The sequence below is a fragment of the Rhodococcus sp. M8 genome, assembly GCF_015654185.1.
GTDB lineage: Bacteria > Actinomycetota > Actinomycetes > Mycobacteriales > Mycobacteriaceae > Rhodococcus > Rhodococcus aetherivorans.
In genome coordinates, this window is record NZ_CP064065.1 from 1309041 (window position 1) to 1330785 (window position 21745).

A 21745-nucleotide genomic window follows, 5' to 3' on the forward strand; every position below is an offset into this window, starting at 1 on the left:
GAGGCATGTCCGCGCCGGGCTCAGCCCGCCCTGCCGATCCCGATCCGGTCCCTCGCGAACTCCAGGAGTACCCGTATGTCGTCGACCACCGACGTCTCCCCCGCCGGCGATACGACCGAAACCGCCGCGGCCCGCCGCCGCCCGGCCCGGCCCGCCAAGCAGCGCGCGGAGGGCCAGTGGGCCCTCGGCTACCGTGAGCCGCTCAATCCCAACGAGCAGGTCAAGAAGGACGACAACCCGCTCAACGTGCGCCGGCGCATCGAAGACATCTACGCGCACACGGGATTCGACGGAATCGACCGGAGCGACCTGCGCAACCGCTTCCGCTGGTGGGGCCTGTACACGCAGCGCGAACAGGGCTACGACGGCACCTACACCGGCGACGAGAACATCGATCTGCTCGAGGCGAAGTACTTCATGATGCGGGTGCGCTGCGACGGCGGCGCCCTGAACCTCGCGCAGTTGCGCACGATCGCGGGGATCTCGACCGAGTTCGCTCGCGACACCGCCGACCTGTCGGACCGCGAGAACGTCCAGTACCACTGGATCGAGGTCGAGAACGTCCCGGAGATCTGGCGCCGTCTCGAATCCGTCGGCCTGAAGACCACCGAGGCGTGCGGCGACTGCCCCCGCGTGGTGCTCGGTTCCCCCCTCGCCGGCGAGTCCCTCGACGAGATCATCGACGGCACACCGGCGGTCGAGGAGATCGTCCGCCGCTACATCGGCGACCCGAAGTACTCGAACCTGCCGCGCAAGTTCAAGACCGCGATCTCCGGTCAGCAGGACGTGGTGCACGAGATCAACGACGTCGCGTTCGTCGGCGTGAACCACCCCGAGCACGGCCCCGGCTTCGACCTGTGGGTCGGCGGCGGCCTGTCGACGAATCCGATGCTGGCGCAACGGGTCGGCGCGTGGATCCCGCTCGCCGAGGTGCCCGACGTGTGGGAGGCCGTCGTGTCGGTCTTCCGCGACTACGGCTACCGCCGCCTGCGCTCGAAGGCGCGGCTGAAGTTCCTGATCAAGGACTGGGGCGTCGAGAAGTTCCGGGACGTTCTCGAAACGGAATACCTGAAGCGGCCGCTGCTGGACGGACCCGCACCGGAGAAGCCGGCGCGCCCGATCGACCACGTGGGCGTGCAGAAGCTGCGCAACGGGCTCAACGCGGTCGGCGTCGCCCCCATCGCGGGCCGGGTCTCCGGCACGATCCTCGCCGCCGTCGCCGACGCGGCCGAGAAGGCCGGATCCGATCGCATCCGCTTCACGCCCTACCAGAAGCTCATCGTGCTCGACGTCGCCGACGAGAAGGTCGATCAGCTGATCGCCGACCTCGGCGAACTGGGCCTGCCCGCGAACCCGACGCCGTGGCGCAAGAACCTGATGGCCTGCACGGGCATCGAGTTCTGCAAGCTCTCGTTCGTCGAGACCCGCAAGCGCTCGCAGGCGCTGGTGCCCGAGCTCGAGCAGCGCCTCGCCGACATCAACGCCCAGCTGGACGTTCCGGTGACGATCAACATCAACGGCTGCCCCAACTCGTGCGCGCGTTCGCAGGTCGCCGACATAGGCTTCAAGGGCCAGCTCGTCGACGACGGGGACGGCAACCAGGTGGAGGGTTTCCAGGTGCACCTCGGCGGGACGCTCGGCATGGATGCCGCGTTCGGCCGCAAGCTGCGCCAGCACAAGGTGACCAGCGCCGAGATGGGCGACTACATCGAGCGCGTGGTGCGCAACTTCGTCAAGCACCGCACTGCGGGAGAACGCTTCTCGCAGTGGGTGCTGCGCGCGGACGAGGCCGATTTGCGATGACCGGGGAGCAGACGATCGAAGGACGGAACGTGACCACGACACGGACAACGGAGGAACTGAGGGAGCTGGCCGCGCAGGGGGCGGCCACTCTCGACGGCGCCTCGGCGCGGGAACTGCTGCAGTGGACCGAGGAGAACTTCGGCGACTCGTACATCGTGGCGTCGAACATGCAGGACGGGGTGCTCGTGCACCTCGCGGCACAGGTGCATCCCGGCGTGGACGTGCTGTTCCTCGACACCGGCTACCACTTCGCGGAGACCCTCGGCACCCGTGACGCCGTGGCGCAGGTGTACGGCGTCAACCTGGTCGAGGCCAAGGCGCAGCAGACGGTGGCCGAGCAGGACGCACTGCTCGGCAAGGATCTGTTCGCGCGGGACCCCAACGAGTGCTGCCGCCTGCGGAAGGTGGTGCCGCTGAAGGAGACCCTGAAGGGCTACCAGGCGTGGGTCACCGGCATCCGCCGGGTGGAGGCCCCCACCCGGGCCAACGCCCCGCTGATCTCCTTCGACGATGCCTTCGGGCTGGTGAAGATCAACCCGATCGCCGCGTGGTCCGACGAGGACATGCAGAACTACATCGACGAGCACGGGATCCTCGTCAATCCCCTGGTCGACGAGGGCTATCCGTCCATCGGGTGCGCCCCCTGCACCGCCAAACCACTACCCGGAGCCGATCCGCGCAGCGGACGGTGGGCCGGCCGAGCCAAGATCGAATGCGGGTTGCACGCCTCATGACACTCATCGACACGAATTTCTCCGAATCCCGGCGCAAGTCGGACGGCGATAGGTTCGACACCCTCGACGCGCTCGAGTCCGAAGCGATCCACGTCTTCCGCGAGGTCGCCGGCGAATTCGAGCGCCCGGTGATCCTGTTCTCGGGCGGCAAGGACTCGACGGTCCTGCTGCATCTGGCGCTCAAGGCCTTCTGGCCCGCGCCGCTGCCGTTCGCGCTGCTGCACGTCGACACCGGGCACAACCTTCCCGAGGTCCTCGAGTTCCGCGACCACGTCGTCGAGAAGTACGGGCTGCGGCTGCACGTGGCGAAGGTCGAGGACTACCTCGCCGACGGCCGCCTCACCGAGCGGCCCGACGGGATCCGCAATCCGCTGCAGACGGTGCCGCTGCTCGACGCCATCGCCGAGAACCGCTTCGACGCGGTGTTCGGCGGCGGCCGCCGCGACGAGGAGCGCTCCCGCGCCAAGGAACGGATCTTCTCGCTGCGCAACGCCTTCGGCCAGTGGGATCCCAAGCGGCAGCGGCCCGAGCTGTGGAACCTGTACAACGGTCGGCACGCCCCCGGCGAGCACGTGCGGGTCTTCCCGCTGAGCAACTTCACCGAGCTCGACATCTGGCGGTACATCGCCCGGGACAACGTCGAACTCGCCGGCATCTACTACGCCCACCAGCGCCCGGTGTACCGGCGCGACGGCATGTGGATGACGCCCGGCGTCTGGGGCGGCCCGGCCGAGGGTGAGGAACTCGAGGTCCGGTCGGTGCGCTACCGCACGGTCGGCGACGGCTCCACCACCGGCGCGATCCTGTCCGAGGCCGCCGACAACGAGGCGATCCTCGCCGAGGTCGCCGCGTCGCGGCTCACCGAGCGCGGGGCGACCCGCGGCGACGACCGCGTTTCCGAAGCGGCCATGGAGGACCGCAAGCGAGAGGGATATTTCTGATCATGAGCGACCTCCTTCGACTCGCCACCGCCGGCAGCGTCGACGACGGCAAGTCCACCCTCGTGGGCCGGCTGCTGTACGACACCAAGTCCGTGCTGGCCGACCAGATCGACGCGGTCACCCGCGCCTCGGTCGACAAGGGTCTCGACACCCCCGACCTGTCCCTGCTCGTCGACGGCCTGCGCGCCGAGCGCGAACAGGGCATCACCATCGACGTCGCGTACCGCTACTTCGCCACACCCCGGCGCAGCTTCGTGCTCGCGGACACCCCGGGACACGTGCAGTACACCCGCAACACCGTCTCGGGTGCGTCCACCGCCCAGCTCGTGGTGCTGCTCGTCGACGCCCGCAAGGGCGTGATCGCGCAGACCCGCAAGCACGCCGCCGTCCTCGCGCTGCTCGGCGTGCCCAAGCTCGTCCTGGCGGTCAACAAGATCGACCTGGTCGACGACCCGGCGCGCGTGTTCGCCGACATCTGCGACCAGTTCAACACCCTGACCCGGTCGCTCGGCTGGTCCCCGGAGGACGTGCAGGAGATCCCGGTCTCCGCCCTGCACGGGGACAACGTTGCGGTCCGTTCGGAGAACACGCCGTACTACGACGGTCCGACGCTCATCGAGCACCTCGAGTCCGTCCCGGTCGACGCCGACGTCCACGGCCGTCACGAGATCGGGCTGCGGTTCCCGGTCCAGTACGTGATCCGGCCCCGCACCGCCGAGTTCCCGGACTACCGCGGCTACGCCGGACAGGTCGCGGCGGGCAGTGTCCGTCCCGGCGACGAGGTCGTGATCCTGCCCGCGGGCACCCGGACCACGATCGAGCGGATCGACACCGCCGACGGCGAGCTCGACGTCGCGCACGCCGGCCGCAGCGTCACGCTGATCCTCGCGGACGACGTGGACGTCTCCCGCGGCGACGTCATCGCCGCCCCGGCCGCCGCCCCGGAACCGATCGGCCAGTTCGAGGCGACGGTGTGCTGGCTGGCGGAGAAGCCGCTGCGGCCCGGTGCCCGGCTGCTGCTCAAGCACGGCACCCGCACGACGCAGGCGATCGTCGGGACGCTCGAGGAGCGCTTCGACGAGCAGACCCTGACCTCGGTTCCCACCCCCGAGTCGCTCGAGCTCAACGAGATCGCCCGCATCACCGTCCGGGTCGCCGAGCCCATCGCGGCCGACGACTACAAGGTCAACCGGCGCACGGGCAGCTTCCTGCTCATCGATCCCGCGGGCGGCAACACCCTCGCGGCGGGCCTGGTGGGCAACAGCCTCGCCGAGATCGAACTCGGGGACCGCGTCCCCGCATGATCCCGCTCGTCGCCGTCGCGCACGGCAGCCGTGACCCGCGCTCGGCGCGCGCCATGGCTGCCGTGCTCGCGGCGCTGCGGGAACGCCACCCGGGCCGGGACGTGCGGCTTGCGTTCCTGGACCTGAACACCCCGTCGGTGGGGCAGGTCGTCGACGCCGTCGCCGCCGAGGGACACCGCCGCGTGGTGGTGGTCCCGTTGCTGCTGGGCAGCGCCTTCCACGCCCGCGTGGATCTGCCCGCGCTGCTCGCCGAGGCCCGCGCCCGGCACCCGCTTCTCGACGTGATCCAGGCGGACGTCCTCGGCGCCGACGACCGTCTCGTCGCGGCGGCCCGCGAGGCGATCGCCGCCACCGGTGTCTCCCGGACCGACCCGACGGTGGGCATCGCGCTGTGCGCGGTCGGATCCCGCCGCCACGACGCCAACGCCGCCACCGACGCGATCACCCCGCGCCTGCTGCGGGGCACGTCGTGGGCGTGGGGCCGGACGTGCTTCGCCACCGCCGCGGCACCGACCGTCGTCGACGCCCTGGCGGCCCTGCGCGCCGCCGGCGCCACCACCCTCGTGCTCGCGCCGTGGATGCTCGCCCCCGGCCTGCTGTGGGACCGCGCCGTCGCCGCCGCCCGCGCGGCGTTCCCCGAGGTCAGCTGCGCCGCCACCCTCGCGGCCTCCGATTCCGTCGGGCTCGTGATCGACGAGCGCTACCGGCAGTCGCTCGTGCACGCCGGGATCACCGCGCGCCACATCGCCTGACAACCACCGATTGCCTCTGGCGCACGCCGGTCCTATCGGGACAGACTGGAGTCGAGGCAAGGAGGCATCGTCATGGCCACAGCACCGATTCGGCACGGGATCGTAGTCGGCATCGACGGTTCGGACGGCTCGTTCTCCGCGGCCCACTGGGCCGCATCTGCCGCCCGGATCTTCCGCGAGCCGCTGCACCTCGTCAACGTGCTGCCCGATGCGCCGAGCGCGACCGGCGGCAGATCCAAGGAGGAGTTCGCCAAGCTCCTGCAGGCCGACAGCGAACGGCTGCTCGAACGCGCCCGCCAGGCGGCACTCGACGGCCGCACGGACGTCACGGTCGAATGCAGCAGCCGGCCGGGACCGCCGGCGAAGACCCTCGTCGAACTGTCGAAGACCGCCCGCCTGCTGGTGGTGGGCCGGACCACGACCGGCGAACTGCGCTCGATGTTCGCCGGCTCCGACGTCGTCCGCGTCGCCAACCACGCCCGTTGCCCGGTCGTGGCGTGGCGGGGCGAGGGCGACCACGAGGAGGTGGACACCCGGCCGGTCGTCGTCGGCGTCGACGGCAGCGCGTTGAGCAACGCCGCCATCGAGCATGCGTTCGAGTTCGCGTCGTTCCTCGGCGTACCGCTGATCGCCGTGCACGCATGGACCGAGCAGTCGACCCTGCGGGGCTACGACGAGTCCGCCCGCTTCGTCGACTGGACGACGTACGCGGAGCAGAAGGTCGCCGACCTCGCGGAGAGCCTGGCCGGCTGGCGCGAGCGGTATCCCGACGTCGAGCTGCGGACGGAGCTCGAGCGCCGCGGCGCGATGGTGGCCCTCATCGAGCGTTCCATCGACGCGCAACTCGTCGCGGTGGGCAGCCACGGTCGCAGCACGATCGCGTCGGCTCTGCTCGGCTCCACCGGCCAGGGCCTGCTCCATCACTCCCGCTGCCCGGTACTCATCTGCCGCGAGTGACGCATGCGGCCGTGACCTCCGGTCGCGCAAGGAATTTCGAGCGCAGCAGTCCGCAAGGCGCGCGGATCCCCGGCTCCGTCGCCCTAGTTCGCCGCGTCGGCGTAGATCACGGCGATGCTGCCGGTACCGGGCCGGAACAGCTCGGCGTCGACCGTGCTCCAGCCACCGAGATCCTCGACGGTCCACAGTCTTTCGGGAGCCGGGAAGTCGTCGGCGAACTCGCGTGCGGCACCCGGGTCGGCGGGCCGGAATCCGGCCGCCGCCCACAGCCGTTGCGCCTCCCCGGTGTAGAGGAAGTCGTTGAAATCCTGGGCCGCCCGCACGTCGGGTGCGTTGTCGATCACCGCGGCGGGGCTGTCGATCCGGAGAGTGGTGGTCAGGGGGACACGCCGGACGGCGGCGCCGTCGCGCTCGAGCCGCAACGCCTCCTGTTCCGAGAGGAGCAGCACGTCGCCGGCACCCTGCACGAACGCCTCCACGGCCTCTTCGCCGCTCGCGGGCGAGGTTTCGACGTGGTCACCGACGAGCGCGGCGAGGTAGTCCAGCCCCGCCTGCGGATCGGCACCGCCGTCGCTCGTCGCGGCGTACGCGGCGAGCAGGTTCAGCTTCGCCGCACCGGAGGCCGACGGGTCGGGGGTGATCACCTCGAGACCGGGCGCGAGCAGATCGTCCCAGCCCGCCACACCCCGCGGATTGCCCTCCCGCACGACCATCGTGACGACGGACCCGTACGGGACTCCCCGGTACGCTCCCGCGTTCCAGTCCGGGTCGACGAGTCCCGCGTCGACGAGGCCGGTCAGGTCCGGCACCGATGCGAAGGTGACGAAATCGGCCGAGGCGCCGTCCACGACGGCGACGGCCTGCTGCGCGGACGGACCGGACGCGACGTCGAACCGGACGTCCTCGCCGGCCTCGGTGGCGCCGAACGCGGCGATCACCGTGTCCAGCGCCGCCCGGGCACCCTCGTGGGCGTACAGGTCGACGGTGGGCCCGGAGGCGGCCTCGGCCGCGTCGCCGCGATCGCCGGAGCCGGCCGAACACGCGGTGAGCACGACGGCCGCGATCGAGGCGAGCGCCGCGACGCGCCGGCCCGGACGAGATTTCACGACGTACCTCCGGCGCAGGGTCAGCGGGTCAGCAGCCAGGCCACGACGACGAGAACGAGCAGGGCCAGCAGGGCAAGGGTCACGCGCGAGCGTGGCATGTCAGCGATCCTCCGTCTTCCGTTCGGACGCGGCCGGCTCTCTACGTCCGACGGCCGCGAGCACGCCCGCGAGGGCGCGGTCGAGCAGCCAGGCCACGCCGGCGCACAACGGCACCATGACGACCAGCACCAGCGCGACCTGCGGGACGAAGGGAAGGCCGGCCAGCCACAACTCGAAGCCGTCCCACCACGATGCCACCCGATCCACGCCCCCACCCTAGTCGTCGCCGTTTCGGTGGACGCCGACGGCCGGGTGCCGGGATCATGAGGTGATGGCACAGACGTTTCCGGGGTCCGGGATCTCCTCCGCGCATTCCCACCCGCCACACCGCAGCCCGTACCCGCCGATCGACGACTACGCGTTCCTGTCGGACTGCGAAACGACATGCCTCATCGCGCGCAACGGGGCGGTGGAATGGATGTGCCTGCCCCGGCCCGACTCGCCCAGCGTGTTCGGGGCGATTCTCGACCGCAGCGCCGGGTACTTCCGCGTCGGACCGCACGACCGCACCGTGCCCGCTGCACGCCGGTATCTGCCCGGCGGACTGATCCTCGAGACCACGTGGCAGACCGAGACGGGATGGATGGTGGTGCGGGACGCGCTGGTGATGGGGCCCTGGCACGCCGTCCAGGAACGATCGCGCACTCACACCCGGACGCCGACGGACTGGGACGCCGAGCACATTCTGCTGCGCACCGTCCGCTGCGTGAGCGGGACGGTGGAACTCGACGTCAGTTGCGCGCCGGCGTTCGACTACCACCGCGCCCCGGTGCGCTGGGAGTACACGGGCAAGGTGTACGAGGAGGCCACCGCGTTCTGCACCGGCGGCGAACCCGGCGAGCATCCCGAACTACGGCTCACCACCGACCTCCGGCTCGGGCTCGAGGGCGGCGAGGCCCGGGCACGCACCCGGATGGTCAAGGGCGACAAGGCGTTCGTCGCGCTGTCGTGGTCGGATGTGCAGTGTCCCGCCACGTTCGAGGAAGCCGCCGCGAAAATGGCGGAGACGGCCGACTTCTGGCGCGAGTGGATCACCACGGGCCGTTTCCCCGATCACCCCTGGCGGAGTTACCTGCAGGCCAGCGCCCTGACCCTCAAGGGCCTGACCTACGCACCGACCGGCGCCCTGCTCGCGGCGGCCACCACGTCTCTTCCGGAAACGCCTGGCGGAGAACGGAACTGGGACTACCGCTACGCGTGGGTGCGGGATTCCACGTTCGCACTGTGGGGCCTGTACACCCTCGGCCTCGACCGGGAGGCCGACGCGTTCTTCGCGTTCATCTCCGACGCCTCCCGCAGCGAGGACGGCCGGTTGCAGCCGCTGCAGGTGATGTACGGCGTGGGTGGGGAGCGCGTGCTCACCGAATCGCAGCTCGACCACCTGTGCGGCTACGACGGGGCCCGTCCGGTGCGGATCGGCAACGATGCGTATCACCAAACGCAGCACGACATCTGGGGCGCCATGCTCGACTCGGTGTACCTGCACGCGAGGACCCGCCGGCACATGCCCCAGACCTTCTGGCCGGCCGTGCAGCGGCTCGTCGGCCAGGCCGAGGACCACTGGCGCCTGCCCGATCGCGGCATCTGGGAGGTCCGGGGAGAGCCGCAGCATTTCACCTCGTCCAAGGTGATGTGCTGGGTCGCCCTCGACCGCGGCGCGCGACTGGCGCGCATGCAGGGCCGCCCGGACCACGCCGCGCGGTGGGACGCCGTCGCCGACGAGATCAAGGCGGACATTCTCGCCCACGGCGTCGACGAGCGCGGGGTGTTCACCCAGCGCTACGGTCATCCCTCCCTGGACGCGTCCGCGCTGCTGGTCGTGCTGCTGCGGTTCCTGCCGGCCGACGACCCGCGGGTGCGGGCGACGGTCCTGGCGATCGAGGACGAACTGACCGAGGACGGCCTGGTCCTGCGGTACCGGGTGGACTCCACCGACGACGGATTGACCGGCGAGGAGGGCAGCTTCACGATCTGCTCGTTCTGGCTGGTCTCCGCCCTGGTGGAGATCGGCGAGGTGGAACGGGCCCGCACCCTGTGCGAACGACTCCTCGGCTACGCCAGCCCGCTCAAGCTCTACGCCGAGGAGATCGACCCGCGCTCGGGCCGGCACCTGGGCAACTTCCCCCAGGCCTTCACCCACCTGGCGCAGATCAACGCGGTCGTGCACGTGATCCGGGCGGAGGAACAGATCGCGGCCGGGGAGTTCCTGCCCGCGCGTCCGGCGCCCTGACCCGCTACCCGAAGCGGCGCAGCAGTTCCTCCGCGCGGGTCGCGATGTCGCGGACGATCTCGCCGGCGGGCCGCTGTTCCCGCACGAGTCCGGCCGCCTCGCCCGCGTAGACCACGCCGAGCCGGGGGTCGTTGCCGTCGTACGCGGCGGCGAGGGTCTCCTCGTCGGCGCCGCGCCCGTGCCACTCGGCGGTGTAGTCGTTCGTCAGGGCCCGGCCGCCCCACCGCGCCGGCCACGGCTGGTGCCGGGCCCGGTCGAAGACGTCGGTGTAGACGGTGTCGGTGCTGCTCGCCGCGACGAGCCTGTCCCGGGCATACTCCGGGCCGACCGTCTCGGGGCTCGCCAGCAACGCGGTGCCGACGAGCGCGCCCTCGGCGCCGGCCGCGAGCACCGCGGCCAGTCCCCGTCCGGACGCGATGCCGCCGGCGGCGAGCACCGGCAGCGACGTCGATTCGAGCACCTCCTGCAGGAGCGGCAGCGTCCCGATGCGGCCGGTGTGCCCGCCGGCCTCGTGTCCCTGCGCGACGACCGCGTCGACCCCGGCGGCCTCGCCGATCCGCAGGTCCTCGATCGTGTTGATCTGGGAGATCGCGAGGGCGCCCGCCGCGTGCACGCGCGGCACATAGGGCGCCGGATCGCCGAAGGACAGCGACACCACCCGGGGCCGTTCGGCCAGCACCGCGTCGAGAAGACTGTCGTCGGCGGCCAGCGACCACGTCATCAGGCCGAAACCGAGCAGCCCGCCGCCGAGTTCGCGGGCCACCGCCGACTCGGCCGCCAGCCATTGCGGGGTGTTGTAACGCGCGGCTCCGATCAGACCGAGGCCCCCCGCGCGGGTCACCTCGCCGGCCAGCCGGCCGCCGGCGCGGCCTCCCATCGGGGCGCCGAGCAGCGGGACGGTGACGCCCAGGGTGCGCGTGAGCCAGGTCTCGAGCACGGTGGGCTACTTCCCCTTCGGCTTGTCGGCAGACGCCTCGGACGAGAGCGCGGCCACGAACGCCTCCTGCGGAACGTCCACCCGGCCGATCGTCTTCATCCGCTTCTTGCCCTCCTTCTGCTTCTCGAGCAGCTTGCGTTTGCGGCTGATGTCGCCGCCGTAGCACTTGGCGAGCACGTCCTTGCGGATCGCGCGGATGTTCTCCCGGGCGATGATCTTCGACCCGATCGCCGCCTGCACCGGGACCTCGAACTGTTGCCGCGGGATGAGCTCCTTGAGTTTGGTGGTCATCTTGTTGCCGTACGCGGCCGCCGCGTCCTTGTGGACGATCGCACTGAACGCGTCGACGGCCTCGCCCTGCAACAGGATGTCCACCTTCACCAGCGCGGCTTCCTGCTCGCCGGCCTCCTCGTAGTCGAGGCTGGCGTAGCCGCGGGTGCGGGACTTCAGCGAGTCGAAGAAGTCGAAGATGATCTCGGCCATCGGCAGGGTGTAGCGCAGCTCGACGCGGGTCTCGGACAGATAGTCCATGCCGCCGAGCTCGCCGCGCCGCGACTGGCACAGTTCCATGATCGAACCGATGAACTCGCTCGGGGAGATGATCGTGCACTTGACGATCGGCTCGTAGATTTCGCGGGCCTTGCCCTCGGGCCAGTCCGACGGGTTGGTGACGATGTGCTCCTGCCCGCCCTCGAGCACCACGCGGTAGACCACGTTGGGGGCGGTGGAGATCAGGTCGAGGCCGAACTCGCGCTCGAGCCGCTCCCGGGTGATCTCCATGTGCAGCAGGCCGAGGAAGCCGCACCGGAATCCGAAGCCCAGAGCCACCGACGTCTCGGGTTCGTAGGTGAGCGCGGCGTCGTTGAGCTGCAACTTGTCGAGAGCGTCGCGCAGGACGGGGTAGTCCGACCCGTCCACCGGGTACAGGCCGGAGTAGACCATCGGGCGGGGCTCGCGGTAGCCGGTGAGCGGCTCGGCGGCGCCGCCGCGGGCAGAGGTGACGGTGTCGCCGACCTTCGACTGGCGCACGTCCTTCACGCCGGTGATGAGATAGCCGACCTCGCCGACGCCGAGACCGGCGGTGGCCTTCGGCTCGGGCGAGACGATGCCCACCTCGAGCAGCTCGTGGGTGGCGCCGGTGGACATCATCTTGATCTTCTCGCGGGGCACGATCTTGCCGTCGACCACACGCACGTACGTGACGACGCCGCGGTAGGTGTCGTACACCGAGTCGAAGATCATCGCGCGGGCCGGCGCGTCGGGGTCGCCGACCGGCGGCGGCACCTGCCGGATCACCTCGTCGAGCAGTTCCGGCACGCCCACGCCGGTCTTGCCCGACACGCGCAGCACGTCCTCGGGCTCGCAGCCGACGATGTGGGCGAGCTCGGCGGCGTAGCGGTCCGGGTCGGCCGCGGGCAGATCGATCTTGTTCAGGACCGGGATGACCGTCAGATCCTTGTCGAGAGCGAGGTAGAGGTTCGCGAGGGTCTGCGCCTCGATGCCCTGGGCGGCGTCGACGAGGAGCACCGCGCCCTCGCATGCCTCGAGCGCACGGGAGACCTCGTACGTGAAGTCCACGTGCCCGGGCGTGTCGATGAGGTGCATCACGTAGTCCTCGCCGTCGACCTGCCACGGCAGCCGCACGTTCTGGGCCTTGATGGTGATCCCGCGCTCGCGCTCGATGTCCATCCGGTCGAGGTACTGGGCCCGCATCTGGCGCTCCTCGACCACACCGGTGAGCTGCAGCATGCGGTCCGCGAGCGTCGACTTGCCGTGGTCGATGTGCGCGATGATGCAGAAGTTCCGGATCTTCGCGGGGTCCGTGAACGTGGTGTCGGCGAAGGTGCTGATGTCGGGCTCCTGACTCGGACGGGCAGCGGCCCTGGCGGGACGCGGTCACCCCTGCAGAATATCCAAGTCGCGGCGGGTCCGGTCCCGCGGCCGCACCTGCGCGGCCCCGCACGCCGCTAAGCTCGCCGACGTGGCTGGCACATGGAAGAAACTGGGCAGGCAACTGGGACGGCTCGCGGTCGAGCAGGGACCGCGATTGCTCGAGCAGGTGCAGCGCTCCGGCGCCCTCGACCGGGCCCGGACCGCGCTCGGCTCCGGTGCCGCCGACACCGCCCGGCCGGTCCCGAAGCCCGGCCGCCCGGTGACCTCCCACACCGCTCCCACCGCGCAGCGCGCCCGGCGGATCGCCTACGCCCCCGACCTCGACGGCCGCGCGGACCCCGGCGAGATCGTGTGGACGTGGGTGGCCTACGAGGAGGACGCGACCCAGGGCAAGGACCGGCCCGTGCTCGTCGTCGGACGCAACGGTGGCACCCTGCTCGGCCTGATGCTGTCGTCGAACAACGACCGGGACGGTCACCGCGACTGGCTGGCGCTGGGCAACGGCAACTGGGACGCGGGCAGCCGGCCCAGCTGGGTCCGCCTGGACCGCGTGCTGGACGTGCCCGAGGAAGGCATCCGGCGCGAAGGCGCGGTGCTCGACCGGGCCCGGTTCGAGCAGGTCGCCGCGCGCCTTCGCGCCGAGTACGGCTGGCAGTAGCCGGCCCTCGCCTTACCGCCGGCGGGCGCCCGCCACCCGGGCCGCGGACGGCCGCAATCCGGCGAACCGCCCGAACAGCGACCGGTAGACCAGCGCCCCGAGGGCGCCGCCGATCAGCGGGAACAGGATGAACAGCCAGAGCTGTCCGAGCGCGCCGTCCTGGTACGGCGCGACCGCGATGCTCCGCGCCGGATTGACCGAGGTGTTGTCGATCGGGATCGAGACCAGGTGGATCACCGCCAGGGTGAATCCGATCGACACCCCGGCCAGCAGGACGTCCGAGGCCTGGTCCGTCGCGGCGAGCACCACGAACACCAGCAGCGCGGTCAGCAGCACCTCGACGACCATGGTCGCCCCGATCCCGTAACCCTCGACGAGCACACCGCCGAGCGGGCCCTCCACCGCCGACGGGCTGTGCGGGCCCCAGCCGTTGGCGCCGAGCCCCTGCGCGGCCCGGTCGTAGGTGGGCAGCGACTGCGCCACCGAGTAGATCGTCACGCCCGCGACGAGGCCGCCGAGGACCTGGGCCACGACGTAGAACACCGCCCGCTTGAGGGTGACCTGGCCGATCGCGAGCTGGCCGACCGTCACCGCCGGGTTCACATGGCATCCGGAGATCGGCCCGATGGCGTAGACGAGGAACAGCAGGGTCAGCCCGAACGCCAGCGCGACGCCGAGATTGCCGACCTTGTCCCCGGCGAACACCGCCGTGCCGACTGCGGAGAAGACCAGCACGAACGTGCCGATCGCCTCCGCGGCGTACTTCTTGGCGTCCGAGAATTCGTCCTTCTCCACGGCCTCGAGCGCGGTCTCGTGCTCGGTCCCGTGCTCGGCGGCCCCGGGTGCCCGGTCCGCCGCCCGGCCCTCGTGGCCCGTCTCGCGTTCGTTCGTCATGCGCCCACCTCGCGTCGTGCGGTCCCGCAGGACCGGATCCGATGTGTCGAACTTCGGCACTGGCGAGCACCGCGGGTCGAAGACGGGCTCACAGGCCGCACAGCACTACCGCAACAAGACACAGCGGACACTACGCAAGCCGGGTGACCTCCACAACAACGTCGAGTGCCGTCGAACCGCCGCCGGAGTAGATGCCCTTCAGCGGCGGCACGTCCGCGTAGTCCCGGCCGGTACCGACGGACACGTGCTGTTCACCGACGACCGTGGCGTTGGTCGGGTCGTAACCCCACCACGAACCGGTCCAGGCCTCGACCCACGCGTGCGACTCCCCCGCGACGGTCGCCCCGACGGGGGCAGCGGCCGTCGGATGCAGGTATCCCGACACGTACCGGCTGGGAATTCCCATGCCGCGCAGCAGGAGCAGCGTCAGGTGCGCATAGTCCTGGCAGACCCCCTCGCGTTCCTCGAAGGCCTGCACGGCCGAGGTGTGCACCCCCGTCGTGCCGGGGACGTAGGACATCTCGTCGTGCACCCACTGCGCCGCGGCCAGCACCGCGGCCACCGGATCGGCACCCTTGGCGATCTGCCGGGCGACCCTGGCGAGACCGCGATCGGCCGGCACGTACCGCGACGGCAGCAGCACCTCGTCGTAGCGGTCCCGGTTCTCCTCGCTGCGCAGTTCGTCCCATCCGATCGCCTCGTCGGGCACCGCGGTCTCCTCGGTCTCCACCACCGACAGTCCGGTCACCTCCAGCGAGGTGTGCGGCGCGTGCAGGTCGAACGCGGTCACCGCCGTGCCCCAGTAGTCGACGTACCGGTACGACCGTGTCGCCGGGGTGGTCTCGACCCGGTTGAGCACGACGGTCTGCCGGCTGTCCGCGCGGGGCGTGAGCCGTACCTCGTTGTACGACGAGGTGACCGGCGCGTCGTACGCGTACCCCGTCTTGTGGACCACTCGCATCCGCCAGGTCACAACTCACCCTCCACGATCGTCTCCCCCTGTGCCGCGCCGGCATCGGTCCAGGCCACCCACGGCGCTGCGTGGAAGTACTGCAGCGCGATCGCCTCGCCGACCTGCCGGCACATCTCCTGCAGCGACTGCAGGCGCGTCTGCAGATCCTCGAGCAGCCGTCCGGGGGCGAGGAACTCGAGTTCGCTGCGGGCACGGCCGAGCAGACGTTGCGCCTCGTCCCGGGCACCGATCCGGCTGTGCGGATGCCGGTCGAGCGCACCGAGGCACCGCTCGGCCTCGCTGATGGCGAAGAACACCGACCGCGGGAACAGCCGGTCCAGCAGCATGAATTCGAGCACCAGGCTCGCGTCGAGGGCACCGCGGTAGGTGCGCAGGTAGGTGTCGTGACCACCGACCGACCGCAGGACCGTCGCCCACGTCGGCGAGCCCGGGCGGTCGCCCGCCCGGGAGAGCAGCAGCCGTACCACCATGTCGACGCGTTCGATGGACCGGCCCAGCAGCAGGAAGCGATAGCCGTCGTCGCGGCTGAGCGTCGAGTCCGCCAGGCCCGCGAACATCGCCGCACGCTCCTCGACGTACCGGAAGAACTCGTGCGGTCCGAGCCGCTGGGCGGCCCGCTTGCGCTCGGCGAGACCGTTGTAAGTGGCGTTCAGGCACTCCCACATCTCGCTGGAGGTGACCTCGCGGGCGCCGCGGGCGTTCTCGCGCGCGTGCGCGACGGAATCGACGATCGACCCCTGCCCCTGCCGGTCGAACGCGATCAGGTCGACCACGGTGGACACGTCCAGCACGCCCGGCGGCTCGGCGAATCCGAGTACCCGCAGCAGCTGCCGGCAGGTGCGGTCGGGGTCGACCGTGGAGTCCTCGAGCAGCTGGTGCACCGCGACGTCCATGATGCGGGCGGTGTCGTCGGCGCGTTCGACGTAGCGGCCGATCCAGAACAGGGACTCGGCATTGCGGGCCAGCATCAGCGCCCACCCCCGAGCGCGCTCTGCTGCTGCTGTTGTTGCTGTTGCTGTTGCGGGCCGCCGATGTCGGGTCCGTGCTCGACCTGCGCGCCGTGCGCCGGCCGGTCGACCACCTGGGCGCCGCCGAGTTCTCGTTCCTCCCCGGAACTGCGCGCGGCGAGCACCCACGTGTCCTTGCTGCCGCCGCCCTGGCTCGAGTTCACCACGAGCGACCCTTCGGGCAGCGCGACGCGCGTGAGACCGCCGGGCAGCACCCACACCTCCTCCCCGTCGTTGACGGCGAAGGGCCGCAGGTCCACGTGACGCGGCGCGAGCCGGTCCCCCACCCGGGTGGGAACGGTGGACAACTGCACGACGGGCTGGGCGATCCAGCTGCGCGGGTCGTTGCGGATCTTGCGGGTCATGGTCTTCAGCTCGGCGGGCGAGGCGTCGGGACCGAACACGATGCCGTACCCGCCGGAGCCTTCCACCGGCTTGATCACGAGTTCGTCAAGACGGTCGAGCACCTCCTCGCATTCCTCGTCCAGCCAGCAGCGCAGCGTGTCGACGTTGGGCAACAGCGGCTTCTCGCCGAGGTAGTAGTCGATGATCTCGGGGACGTAGGTGTAGACGAGCTTGTCGTCGCCGACACCGTTGCCGACGGCGCTCGAGATCACGACGTTGCCGGCGCGGGCGGCGTTGAGGATGCCGGCGACGCCGAGTACGGAGTCGGGACGGAACTGCATCGGATCGAGGAAGGCGTCGTCGATCCGGCGGTAGATCACGTCGACCTGCCGTTCGCCTTCGGTGGTGCGCATGTAGACCGCGTTGTCACGACAGAACAGGTCCCGGCCCTCGACGAGTTCGACACCCATCTGCCGGGCCAGCAGGGAGTGCTCGAAATACGCGGAGTTGGCCACGCCGGGGGTCAGCACCACCACGGTCGGGTCGGCGGCGTTGAGCGCGGCGGCCGCCCGCAGCGCCCGCAGCAGGTGCGAGGCGTAGTCGCCGACGGGACGCACCCGGTGCTCGCGGAACAGGTCCGGGGCGATCCGGGCCATCACCCGCCGGTTCTCCATGACGTACGACACCCCGGACGGCGAGCGCAGATTGTCCTCGAGGACCCGGAACGTGCCGTTCTCGTCGCGGATCAGGTCGATGCCCGCGACGTGGATCCGGACGCCGTTGGGCGGGACGATGCCGACGGCCTCGCGGTGGAAGTGCTCGCACGAGGTCACCAGCCGCTTGGGGATGACGCGGTCGCGGAGGATGTGCTGCTCGCGGTAGACGTCGTCGAGGAACATCTCGAGCGCCTTCACCCGCTGGGTGATGCCCCGTTCGAGGCGGGCCCACTCCGCCGCCGCGATGACCCGGGGCATCAGGTCGAGCGGGAAGGGCCGCTCCTGTCCGGACAGGGAGAAGGTGACGCCCTGGTCGGTGAAGGCGCGGCCGAGGGCCTCGGTGCGCGCCGCGAGCTCGTCGGCGCCGGTGGAGACGAACCGTTGGTGCAGCCGCCGGTAGGGGGCTCGCACCCCACCGGCCTCGTCGAACATCTCGTCGAACGCGAGCGTGTAGCCGGGCACGTCGCGATAGCCGTCGAACACCCCGTCGGAACGCCTGCGCGAGCGGGAGCGGTCGGGGGGTCGGGCGACGGTTGTTCGGCTGCTCATGCCCGAAATCCTGCTACAGGATGCCGGGCTGTGCAGTGCCGGAAACCCGCTTGTCACCTGCCCGTCACCACCGGCGGTTCCGGCGCCCGGTTTGGGGTTTGCGACAGGCCGCTGGTATCGTGGTCCGTCGGTGCCGTAGTGCGCCCAGAGCTTTCCGACCAACTACCAGCAAGACGACAGGATTTTACGCGTGGCCAACATCAAGTCCCAGGTGAAGCGGATCCGCACCAACGAGCGCAACCGACTCCGCAACCAGTCGGTCAAGTCCTCGCTGCGCACGGCGATCCGTTCCTTCCGCGAGGCCGCGGCCGCCGGTGACAAGGACAAGGCCACCGAGCTCCTCGTCTCCACCAGCCGCAAGCTCGACAAGGCTGCCAGCAAGGGCGTGATCCACGCCAACCAGGCCGCCAACAAGAAGTCCGCCCTGGCCAAGGTCGCCAACGGACTCTGAGGTAGAACGCAAGCTCTGCTCCGGAAGCCGCCCCGTCCCTCGGACCGGGCGGCTTCCGTCGTCTAGTGGGTCCGGCCGGCCAGCCCCGCGACGCGGCGCACGGCGCGCTCCACCGCGTAGTCGGCGTCCGCGGCCGCGCCCTTGACGTCGGCATTGAGGTCGGCCACGACCTGCAGCGCCGCCCCGATCGATCCCGGGTCCCACGCGCGTGCCTGGGCCTGAGCCTTCTTCACCTTCCACGGAGGCATCCCGAGCTCGGATGCCATCTTGAACGGGTCCCCGCGCCCGGCCGAGCCGACCCGCGCGATCGTGTGGACAGCATCCGCGAGGGCGTCGGCGAGCAGGACGTGCGCGACGCCCCGATGCGTCGCCCACCGCAACGATTCCAGCGCCCCCGGCTCGTCGCCCGCCACGGCCTTCTCGGCCACCTCGAACCCGGTGACCTCGGCCTTGCCGGAGTAGTAGCGCTGCACGGCTGCGGCGTCGATCTTGCCGCCCGTGTCGGCGACCAGCTGGCTGCACGCCGCTGCCAGCTCCCGCAGGTCGGAGCCCACGGCGTCGATGACCGCCTGTACGACCTCCGGCGCGACCCGCACACCCGCCGCGCGAAACTCCGCACGCACGAAGTCCACCCGCTCGGCCGCCTTGGTGATCCTGGCGCACTCGTGGGTCTCGGCGCCGCACTTCTGCAGGGCGCCCACCATGGCCTTCGCGCGGCCGCCGCCACTGTGCAGGACGACCAGGGAGACCCCCTCGGGCGGTTCGGTCGCCGCATCGAGGATCAGCGCGACGGCGTCCTTGCCGGCCTCCGCGGCGGATTCGAGGACGACCACCCGGTCCTCGGCGAACAGCGACGGGCTGAGCAGCTCGGCGAGTTCGGCCGCGCCGGCGTCCCCGGCGCGCAGCCGCGAGACGGGCAGCTCGGACCCCGCACCCGTCCGCGCCCGGACGTCACCGACGATCCGCGCGACGGCGCGTTCGACGAGGAGGTCTTCGTCACCGAGCACGAGATGCAGCTGCGGGTTGCTCACGGATCGATCGTGCCACGACGGCCGGACATCACCGCCGGTGCCCCGGGCCGGCGTCCACGCCACAGTCGCGGCAGGCACCGGGCGGCGACGAGTGCGCCCCCGACGGCGACTGCTCCGCCCACGCCTCCGGGCACGGGCACCTCGGCCAGGGGCAGGTCGGCCGCGCGGTCCGCCACCTCGAGGATCCACCACAGCATGGGTGCGGTGCCGCGGGCGAGCAGCTCCGCCGCCGTCGGCGACGCCGTGGAGACCACCGCGACGGTGGTACCGAGCACGGTCAACGGCGGAAGTACCGGCGCGACGAGGATGTTGGCCGCGACCGCCACGACGCTGACGGTGCCGGACAGTGCGGCGACGATCGGGGCGGTCACGACGAACGCGGCCGCCGAGACGGCGCACACCTCCGCCGCCGAGCGGGGCCAGCCGCGGGCCCGCAGCCGGGTCACCCAGGCCGGCGCCACCAGCACCAGCCCGGCGGTGGCCGCGACCGACAGGGCGAACCCGACGTCCGTCGCGAGTTCCGGTGCGGCGACGAGCAGGGCGCCGACCGCGCCCGCGAGGGCCGGCAGGCCGTGCCGGCGCCGGCCCGTCACCAGAGCGAGCAACCCGATCGCTCCCATCGCGGCGGCGCGCAGCACGCTCGGCGACGGGCGCACGACGACGACGAACGCCACCAGCGCGACCGCCGCGAGCGCCGTGCCGGTGCGGGGGCCGAGGCCGAGGCCCCGCACGGCGAGGAGCACCGCGCCGAGGACGATGCTGACGTTGGCCCCGGACACCGCGGTCAGGTGGGTCAGTCCCGCCACCCGGAAGCTCTCCCGGACGTCGTCGGACAGCCGTGAGGTGTCGCCGACGACGAGGCCCGGCAGGAGCCCGGCCGCAGCGGGCGGGAGCACCGCTCCGGACGCCGAGGCGAGCCGCTCGCGGATCCGTCCCGCCCACTGCTGCACCCGCGAGGGGGCCTGCACCGATCGGGGCGGGCCGTCGACACGGACCACGGCCACCGTCAGATCCGCGCCGTCCGGTTCGGCGAGCCGTCCGCGCAGGGTGATCCGCTGGCCCGGCAGCAGCTCCGCCCACTCGTCGACAGGGGCGAACACCACGACGGCGCCGCCGCCCGAGTACCGGTCGGGTCCCAGCTCGGCGCGGTGCAACGTTGCCGGCACCAGCACCTGGTCCCCGCCGAACGCACTGTCTCCCAGTCTTTTCGGGTCCTCCGTCGGTTCGACCACCAGGGTGGCCCAGCCGGCGCGTGCGGCCGCGGCGGCGAGCGGATGCGTCTCGGCCGCCCACACCCGCAGTGCGACCGCCGCCGAGAATCCGGCAGCGACGACGAGAGCGGCGAGCAGCGGCCGGGCCGCGGCACGAAGCCGTCGTCGCCGTGCCACGACGACCGTGGCCACCGCGCACACGGCGGCCGTCGCCGCGATCCCGAGCGAGACCCACCAGCCGGCGTGCAACCCGAGCGCGGTTGCGGCCCACGCCGCGACCGCGCCCGGCACCAGTCGCGCGTCGTCGCGGTCGGGCGCGGTCACACCACGACCAGCGTCCGCAGGCGTGCCAGCCGAGCGGGACCGATCCCGTCGACCTCGGCGAGCTGTTCGACGTCGGTGAACGGCCCGTTGTCCCGGCGCCACGCGACGATCGCGGCCGCGGTGACGGGACCGACGCCGGGCAGCGCATCGAGCGTCGCCTCGTCGGCGGTGTTGAGGTTCACCGGCCCCGCCCCGGGGGCTGCGCCGGGCCCCCCGACCCCACCCTCGCCGCCGGAGCCGGACACCCCGCTCGCCGGCGGAACCGGCGGCGACGCACCCACCACGACCTGGTCTCCGTCCGCGAGCCGCTGCGCCAGATTCAGGGTGGTCAGGTCCGCACCGTCGAGGGTGCCGCCCGCGGCGGCGAGGGCGTCGGCGACCCGCGCGCCGGGCGCGACCCGCACCAGGCCGGGCTTGCCCACCAGGCCCACCACGCTGACCACCACCTCGTCCGGCGCCGTGTCCTGCCGGGACGCAACGGGGTCGGCCGCCGGTGCCGCAACCTCCACCGCCGGCAGCGGCGGTACCGGCTCCGCGACGGGACGATCGCCCCAGACCACGACGAGTGTGGCCAGCACCGCCACGACACCGACCGCGGCGAGGGCCCCGGCCCCACCCCGGCCGGTCTGCCAGCGCGCCGCGCGCAACCGCTCGAGCGGACCCGGCGGCTCGACGGTGCCGGCCGGGTCGTACCACGGGTGCGGGTCGTCGTCCGCCTGGTGCGGGATCGTCGGCGCCGCCGATGCCCGATCGCCGGCGGACCGGGCGATCGCGTCGAGCCGGCTGCGCACGAGATCGTGCTCGTCGCTGCTGCTCATGGCGCGACGCTA

Annotated in this window: 20 protein-coding genes; 9 read left to right on the forward strand and 11 right to left on the reverse strand. The window is 71.6% G+C overall.

Going from position 1 to position 21745, the window contains the following annotated elements; genetic code table 11:
* The first annotated feature begins 75 nt into the window (after positions 1-75).
* The 6 genes from ISO16_RS05840 (at position 76) to ISO16_RS05865 (ending at position 6491) form a co-directional block, all read left to right on the forward strand.
* Complete coding sequence (locus tag ISO16_RS05840) at positions 76-1803, forward strand: nitrite/sulfite reductase (protein ID WP_006933822.1); 1728 nt, start codon at positions 76-78, stop codon at positions 1801-1803.
* Positions 1800-2537: a phosphoadenylyl-sulfate reductase gene (locus ISO16_RS05845; RefSeq protein ID WP_006933811.1), complete on the forward strand. Its 738-nt coding sequence runs from the start codon at positions 1800-1802 to the stop codon at positions 2535-2537. Before ISO16_RS05840 ends, ISO16_RS05845 begins: the two co-directional genes overlap by 4 nt.
* The gene (gene cysD, locus ISO16_RS05850) at positions 2534-3478 is read left to right on the forward strand and encodes a sulfate adenylyltransferase subunit CysD (protein WP_006933809.1); all 945 of its coding nucleotides are present in this window, start codon (positions 2534-2536) and stop codon (positions 3476-3478) included. The genes ISO16_RS05845 and cysD overlap by 4 nt, the downstream gene beginning before the upstream one ends.
* A gap of 2 nt (positions 3479-3480) precedes the next feature.
* The gene (locus tag ISO16_RS05855) at positions 3481-4782 is read left to right on the forward strand and encodes a sulfate adenylyltransferase subunit 1 (protein ID WP_072635498.1); all 1302 of its coding nucleotides are present in this window, start codon (positions 3481-3483) and stop codon (positions 4780-4782) included.
* Positions 4779-5534 (forward strand): sirohydrochlorin chelatase, encoded by a 756-nt coding sequence (locus ISO16_RS05860; protein WP_072635499.1) that lies wholly within the window; start codon positions 4779-4781, stop codon positions 5532-5534. Before ISO16_RS05855 ends, ISO16_RS05860 begins: the two co-directional genes overlap by 4 nt.
* Positions 5535-5606: 72 nt before the next feature.
* Positions 5607-6491, forward strand: coding sequence for a universal stress protein (locus ISO16_RS05865; RefSeq protein ID WP_006933804.1), 885 nt, complete (start codon positions 5607-5609; stop codon positions 6489-6491).
* Positions 6492-6574: 83 nt separating this feature from the next.
* Here ISO16_RS05865 and ISO16_RS05870 read toward each other — a convergent pair whose 3' ends face one another.
* Together ISO16_RS05870 and ISO16_RS05875 are read right to left on the reverse strand one after the other, a co-directional pair.
* A complete protein-coding gene (locus ISO16_RS05870) occupies positions 6575-7597 on the reverse strand; it encodes an extracellular solute-binding protein (RefSeq protein ID WP_072635500.1) in 1023 nt (340 codons plus the stop codon).
* Positions 7598-7696: 99 nt separating this feature from the next.
* Complete coding sequence (locus tag ISO16_RS05875; RefSeq protein ID WP_006933801.1) at positions 7697-7903, reverse strand: hypothetical protein; 207 nt, start codon at positions 7901-7903, stop codon at positions 7697-7699.
* Between the two features lie 64 nt (positions 7904-7967).
* Here ISO16_RS05875 and ISO16_RS05880 point away from each other — a divergent pair, with 64 nt between their 5' ends.
* Positions 7968-9926, forward strand: a complete 1959-nt coding sequence (locus tag ISO16_RS05880) for a glycoside hydrolase family 15 protein (RefSeq protein WP_029544363.1) — start codon at positions 7968-7970, stop codon at positions 9924-9926.
* Between the two features lie 4 nt (positions 9927-9930).
* On the opposite strand, the gene ISO16_RS05885 is transcribed toward ISO16_RS05880, so the two are convergent.
* Together ISO16_RS05885 and lepA are read right to left on the reverse strand one after the other, a co-directional pair.
* The gene (locus ISO16_RS05885; RefSeq protein WP_072635501.1) at positions 9931-10863 is read right to left on the reverse strand and encodes an NAD(P)H-dependent flavin oxidoreductase; all 933 of its coding nucleotides are present in this window, start codon (positions 10861-10863) and stop codon (positions 9931-9933) included.
* Between the two features lie 6 nt (positions 10864-10869).
* The gene (gene lepA, locus ISO16_RS05890) at positions 10870-12657 is read right to left on the reverse strand and encodes a translation elongation factor 4 (RefSeq protein ID WP_230304568.1); all 1788 of its coding nucleotides are present in this window, start codon (positions 12655-12657) and stop codon (positions 10870-10872) included.
* 187 nt (positions 12658-12844) lie between these two features.
* On the opposite strand from lepA, the gene ISO16_RS05895 reads away from it, so the two are divergent.
* Positions 12845-13414: a type II toxin-antitoxin system PemK/MazF family toxin gene (locus tag ISO16_RS05895; RefSeq protein ID WP_072635503.1), complete on the forward strand. Its 570-nt coding sequence runs from the start codon at positions 12845-12847 to the stop codon at positions 13412-13414.
* A 12-nt stretch (positions 13415-13426) separates the two neighbouring features.
* On the opposite strand, the gene ISO16_RS05900 is transcribed toward ISO16_RS05895, so the two are convergent.
* The 4 genes from ISO16_RS05900 to ISO16_RS05915 all read right to left on the reverse strand — a co-directional run bounded on the left by ISO16_RS05900 (position 13427) and on the right by ISO16_RS05915 (position 17898).
* Positions 13427-14308 (reverse strand): aquaporin, encoded by an 882-nt coding sequence (locus ISO16_RS05900; RefSeq protein WP_083662551.1) that lies wholly within the window; start codon positions 14306-14308, stop codon positions 13427-13429.
* A 130-nt stretch (positions 14309-14438) separates the two neighbouring features.
* The gene (locus ISO16_RS05905; RefSeq protein ID WP_029544370.1) at positions 14439-15269 is read right to left on the reverse strand and encodes a transglutaminase family protein; all 831 of its coding nucleotides are present in this window, start codon (positions 15267-15269) and stop codon (positions 14439-14441) included.
* 8 nt (positions 15270-15277) lie between these two features.
* Entirely contained in the window at positions 15278-16249 is a 972-nt protein-coding gene (locus ISO16_RS05910) for an alpha-E domain-containing protein (RefSeq protein ID WP_006933787.1), read from the reverse strand.
* Positions 16249-17898 (reverse strand): circularly permuted type 2 ATP-grasp protein, encoded by a 1650-nt coding sequence (locus ISO16_RS05915; RefSeq protein WP_230304481.1) that lies wholly within the window; start codon positions 17896-17898, stop codon positions 16249-16251. The genes ISO16_RS05910 and ISO16_RS05915 overlap by 1 nt, the downstream gene beginning before the upstream one ends.
* Positions 17899-18088: 190 nt before the next feature.
* On the opposite strand from ISO16_RS05915, the gene rpsT reads away from it, so the two are divergent.
* Entirely contained in the window at positions 18089-18349 is a 261-nt protein-coding gene (rpsT, locus tag ISO16_RS05920; protein ID WP_003937021.1) for a 30S ribosomal protein S20, read from the forward strand.
* A gap of 62 nt (positions 18350-18411) precedes the next feature.
* On the opposite strand, the gene holA is transcribed toward rpsT, so the two are convergent.
* The 3 genes from holA to ISO16_RS05935 are packed head-to-tail and all read right to left on the reverse strand — an operon-like array spanning position 18412 to position 21733.
* Positions 18412-19380 carry a DNA polymerase III subunit delta gene (gene holA / locus ISO16_RS05925; protein ID WP_006933777.1) on the reverse strand — a complete coding sequence of 323 codons (969 nt, stop codon included), beginning with the start codon at positions 19378-19380 and terminating at the stop codon, positions 18412-18414.
* Positions 19377-20915: a ComEC/Rec2 family competence protein gene (locus ISO16_RS05930; RefSeq protein WP_072635505.1), complete on the reverse strand. Its 1539-nt coding sequence runs from the start codon at positions 20913-20915 to the stop codon at positions 19377-19379. Before ISO16_RS05930 ends, holA begins: the two co-directional genes overlap by 4 nt.
* A complete protein-coding gene (locus tag ISO16_RS05935) occupies positions 20912-21733 on the reverse strand; it encodes a ComEA family DNA-binding protein (RefSeq protein WP_072635506.1) in 822 nt (273 codons plus the stop codon). The genes ISO16_RS05930 and ISO16_RS05935 overlap by 4 nt, the downstream gene beginning before the upstream one ends.
* Positions 21734-21745: the final 12 nt, after the last annotated feature.

Excerpts from the sequence above, each read along its gene's own strand:
- ISO16_RS05840 (WP_006933822.1), top strand. The coding sequence starts at position 76 with ATGTCGTCGACCACCGACGTCTCCCCCGCCGGCGATACGACCGAAACC.
- ISO16_RS05845 (WP_006933811.1), top strand. The coding sequence starts at position 1,800 with ATGACCGGGGAGCAGACGATCGAAGGACGGAACGTGACCACGACACGG.
- cysD (WP_006933809.1), top strand. The coding sequence starts at position 2,534 with ATGACACTCATCGACACGAATTTCTCCGAATCCCGGCGCAAGTCGGAC.
- ISO16_RS05855 (WP_072635498.1), top strand. The coding sequence starts at position 3,481 with ATGAGCGACCTCCTTCGACTCGCCACCGCCGGCAGCGTCGACGACGGC.
- ISO16_RS05860 (WP_072635499.1), top strand. The coding sequence starts at position 4,779 with ATGATCCCGCTCGTCGCCGTCGCGCACGGCAGCCGTGACCCGCGCTCG.
- ISO16_RS05865 (WP_006933804.1), top strand. The coding sequence starts at position 5,607 with ATGGCCACAGCACCGATTCGGCACGGGATCGTAGTCGGCATCGACGGT.
- ISO16_RS05880 (WP_029544363.1), top strand. The coding sequence starts at position 7,968 with ATGGCACAGACGTTTCCGGGGTCCGGGATCTCCTCCGCGCATTCCCAC.
- ISO16_RS05900 (WP_083662551.1), bottom strand. The coding sequence starts at position 14,308 with ATGACGAACGAACGCGAGACGGGCCACGAGGGCCGGGCGGCGGACCGG.
- ISO16_RS05905 (WP_029544370.1), bottom strand. The coding sequence starts at position 15,269 with ATGCGAGTGGTCCACAAGACGGGGTACGCGTACGACGCGCCGGTCACC.
- ISO16_RS05910 (WP_006933787.1), bottom strand. The coding sequence starts at position 16,249 with ATGCTGGCCCGCAATGCCGAGTCCCTGTTCTGGATCGGCCGCTACGTC.
- ISO16_RS05915 (WP_230304481.1), bottom strand. The coding sequence starts at position 17,898 with ATGAGCAGCCGAACAACCGTCGCCCGACCCCCCGACCGCTCCCGCTCG.
- ISO16_RS05935 (WP_072635506.1), bottom strand. The coding sequence starts at position 21,733 with ATGAGCAGCAGCGACGAGCACGATCTCGTGCGCAGCCGGCTCGACGCG.